This is a genomic window from Streptomyces sp. CBMA123, assembly GCF_014596465.1.
In the GTDB taxonomy this organism is placed as follows: Bacteria; Actinomycetota; Actinomycetes; order Streptomycetales; family Streptomycetaceae; genus Kitasatospora.
This window is the reverse complement of record NZ_MECK01000388.1, coordinates 1-3,575: the sequence shown is the minus strand read 5'-3', so window position 1 is coordinate 3,575 and position 3,575 is coordinate 1. Positions and strand designations below refer to the sequence as shown.

General features: G+C 75.3%; 4 protein-coding genes and 1 pseudogene. 3 read left to right on the top strand and 2 right to left on the bottom strand.

Annotated elements, in window-relative coordinates; genetic code table 11:
- Positions 1–390: 390 nt before the first annotated feature.
- Positions 391–1,518, bottom strand: a complete 1,128-nt coding sequence (locus tag BG452_RS31380) for an FAD-dependent oxidoreductase (protein ID WP_188307743.1) — start codon at positions 1,516–1,518, stop codon at positions 391–393.
- Positions 1,519–1,647: 129 nt separating this feature from the next.
- Between BG452_RS31380 and BG452_RS31375 the strand changes: the two genes are divergently transcribed.
- The 3 genes from BG452_RS31375 to BG452_RS31365 all read left to right on the top strand — a co-directional run bounded on the left by BG452_RS31375 (position 1,648) and on the right by BG452_RS31365 (position 3,167).
- Positions 1,648–2,286 carry a helix-turn-helix domain-containing protein gene (locus tag BG452_RS31375; protein ID WP_317621312.1) on the top strand — a complete coding sequence of 213 codons (639 nt, stop codon included), beginning with the start codon at positions 1,648–1,650 and terminating at the stop codon, positions 2,284–2,286.
- A gap of 101 nt (positions 2,287–2,387) precedes the next feature.
- Positions 2,388–2,588 (top strand): DUF4253 domain-containing protein, encoded by a 201-nt coding sequence (locus tag BG452_RS31370; RefSeq protein ID WP_188307742.1) that lies wholly within the window; start codon positions 2,388–2,390, stop codon positions 2,586–2,588.
- A 63-nt stretch (positions 2,589–2,651) separates the two neighbouring features.
- On the top strand, positions 2,652–3,167 hold the full coding sequence (locus BG452_RS31365) for a hypothetical protein (RefSeq protein WP_188307741.1): 516 nt from the start codon (positions 2,652–2,654) through the stop codon (positions 3,165–3,167).
- A gap of 112 nt (positions 3,168–3,279) precedes the next feature.
- Here BG452_RS31365 and BG452_RS31360 read toward each other — a convergent pair.
- A pseudogene (locus BG452_RS31360) lies at positions 3,280–3,575 on the bottom strand (hypothetical protein); the annotation flags it as partial.

Genomic DNA, 3,575 nt, shown 5'->3' with positions numbered 1-3,575 from the left:
GCACCAGGCCGTGCAGCAGCAGCGCGGCGGTGGTGGTGATCCCGGTCGCGTTGCCGGCGGCCAGGCCTAGGGCGCCGAAGCGCGGTGTGGCGAGCAGTCCGACGGTGACGGTCACCCCGAGGCCGAGGGGCTGGGGGGGGGGGGGGGAGGGGGGCGGGGGGGGGGGGGCGCCGGGGGGGGGGGGGGGGGGGGGGGGGGGTGGGCCGGCCGCTCGGTGGGCCGTCACGGGGAGCAGGCGGGCGTGCTGTTCGTCGTGGAGCCGAGGTGTCGAGGTGGTGGGCGGGCCCGTGGGCGACGCCGGTTGTGCTGCCCCGGCCGGGCCTGCCGGGCTTACGGGGTACGCGCTCGTCCCTGGCCGCCGCCCCGGGCCGGCCGGTTCAGCCCGCCGTCTCAGCCCGCCGTCGCGGGGACGAGGTGGTCGAGCCCCCGCGCGCTGCCCGTCGCGGCCTCGGTCGAGCGCGGCAGCATGACGTCCTCGTAGGCGCGGACGGCCTCGTCGATGTCGGGGCCGTCCGTGAGGGCGTGGGCGAGGTCGGCGCCGTCGAGCATGGCGAGGTTGGCGCCGAGGCCGACCGGGGGCATCAGGTGGGCGGCGTCGCCGAGCAGGGTGAGGCCGGGGACGTGCTGCCAGGTGTGCGGGGCGGGCAGGACGAACAGGGGGCGGTTGACGAAGCCGTGGTCGCCGTCGCGCAGGAGGGAGCGCAGGCTCTCGTCCCAGCCCTCGAACATCCCGAGCAGGTGCGCGCGTACGGCCGTCCGGTCGGTGAGGTCGACGCCGGCGGCCCGGTGCCAGTCCCGGGGTGCGCGGAAGGCGATGTAGGCGCGGATGTGGCCGTTGCTGTTGCGCTGGGCGACGAGGGAGCGGCCGGTGCCCTTGGCCAGCAGTGACCCGTTGCCGACCAGCCGGGCGAGGTCGGGGTGGCGGGTGTCGCAGTGGTCGAACCCGGTCTCGACGAAGGTGACGCCGGTGTAGCCGGGCACGGCGTGCGACAGGGCCGGGCGTACGCGGGACCAGGCGCCGTCGGCGCCGACCACCAGGTCGAAGTCCTCGGCGGTGCCGTCGGCGAAGTGCAGCCGGGCGGTGCCGTTCGGCTGCGGGGCGACTCCGGTGACGGCGCGGTCCCACCGCACGGTGCCTTCGGTGAGCGAGTCCAGGAGCAGGCCGCGCAGTTGGCCCCGGTCGATCTCCGGCCGGCCGCCGTCGCCGCCGTCGTCGTCCGGGGAGGGCGGCTGGTGGTTCAGGAGGGCGCCGGTGGCGGGGTCGAGCACGCGCCACTCGTCGCCCTCGGGGCGGGCGAGGGCGTGGAAGCGGTCGAGCAGGCCCGCCGCGCGCAGGGCGGCCTGGCCGGTGTCGGCGTGCATGTCGAGGGTGCCGCCCTGGGGCCGGGCGTCGGCGGAGGCCTCGCGTTCGAAGACGGTGACGCGGCGGCCGTGCCGCTGGAGGACGCGGGCGCAGGTGAGGCCGCCGAGGCCGGCCCCGACGATCGCGATGCGGGGTTCACGGGCTGCAGGGTTCACGGGAGTTCCCTCCGGGAGATGGGTGGGCCGCCGGGGACGGCACGGCGACACCACCAAGAAAGCATACTCGCTCAATAAGTGCAATGACTACACTTTCACAGTGACTTCACTCCGGGATATGGTGGACGGGTGACCGAAGCGACCACACCGACCGAAGCGACCGCACCGCCCGTGCGGACCGCACCGCCCGGGCGCCGCGAGCGCAAGAAGGCCCAGACCCGTCAGGCCCTGGCCGACGCCGCCCTCGAACTCTTCCTCGAACACGGCTACGACCAGGTCGGCGTCAAAGACGTCGCCGACCGCGCCGACGTCTCGGTGACCACCCTGTTCAAGCACTTCCCCGGCAAGGAGGCCCTGCTCTTCGACCAGGAGGACGACCTCGAGGCGGCCCTCGTCGCCGCCGTGCGCGAGCGCCCCCCGGGCCGGTCGATCCCGCAGGCCCTGCGCGAACACCTCCTGCGGGGCCAGGCCCAGTACGCCGTCCACACCGTGCACCCGCAGTTCGCCGACTTCACCCGCCTCGTCCAGGACACCCCCGCACTGCGCGACTACGCCCACCGCATGTGGACCCGCCACGAGGCCGCCCTGGCGAAGGCCATCGCCGAAGCCACGGGCGCACCCCAGGACGACATCGGCTGCGCCGCCCTGGCCCGCTTCGCCCTGGAGGCCCGCAGCCTCATCCTGAGCGCCCCCGACCCGCGCCGGGCCGCCGACGAGGCCTTCGCCCTGCTCGAACACGGCTGGGCCGCCACCCACCCGGGCAGCTGACCCCCGGCCGCCGCGCGGTTCGGCCGGTGTGCACCACCTCGCGCTCCCAGGCCTCCCGCGGCTGGGTGTGCAGCCGCCGGCAGTGCCCTGCGATGACGTCGATGACGTCGGGATCGAAGGCCGTGCCCGGAGCGACCGGCCCGGCCACGGTCACGCTCGCCGCGTGGACGCCCGAGGCGCTGCCGCCGGCCGCCGAACACGCCGCTTTCCGCCCCGACCGGATCCACCGGGGCGCCGGCAGCCTCACCGCCTACGCCGAGCAGTCGGCCGGCTCCCACCAGGGGCACTTCTGGTGGGACTGAACGCCCCGGACCCCGGGGACCCACCCTGGAGCGGGTGCACGAACGCGATGGGAGCGGCGAGAGTTGGCTGAGTGGATCGACAGACTGGTGGCCGCGAGGACCGACGACCACCGTTCGGACCCCGGCTCCGTGCTCTCGGCGCCTCCGGGACTTCGGCCGCCGGCCGATGCGAGCCGGATCTCGGAACTCGAAGGGTGGCTGCGGCAGCCGATCGAGCCGGGCTACCGCGAATTCCTGGAGTTCTCCGACGGAATGGACAACTTCCGCTCCGGCATGCCCCTCCTGGGGTGGCGGGACTGGCCGTCCGGGGACGCGCTCGCCCGGGCGCTGCGTTTCCGCGAGATCGTCACCGGCATCGACGTCCACATCGACGAAGGCCTGACGGAGGACGCCGTGCTGGCGCCGGTATCGGTGAACGGCGACGGCACGGCGGGGATCTTCATGGTGTGGGACGACGGATCGCCGGACAGGCGGTACTTCTGGGTCGGCAACGGCGATGCCGCCTTCTTCTCGACGCTGTCCGAGGTCTTCGACGTCGCTTCGGGCGTCAGGTCGTGGAGTGAGTTCTCGACCCGGTGAGTTCTCGACCCGACGAGGCCGAGCGCCAAGGACCGGCGGGCCGAGGAGCTGAGGCCGGGCAGCCGGTCCGGCCGCCCGGGGCTCAGGGGCGCGGGGCTCAGGTGTGCGGGGCTCAGGTGTGCGGGGAGGTCGGGCCGAGGGTGATGACCGGGCCGAGGGGGCGGCAGCCGGCGTAGGTGATGGCCTGGCCGGGTGGGCAGGGGGTGTCGGTGCGGACCGGTGGGATGGCGGGCGGGGTCGGCCGGGGCGGGACCGTCGGGTCGAAGAGCGGGTTCGTGGCGGGGGCCGGGGCCTGCTTGCCGGCGGGCTGCTTCGCCGCCGGAGCCGCCGGGGTGTTCGTGGCGCGCGGGCGGGCCGGGGGCGGCGTGGTGGACGAGTCGGCGCTGGGGCGGATCGCGCTCGGGCTGG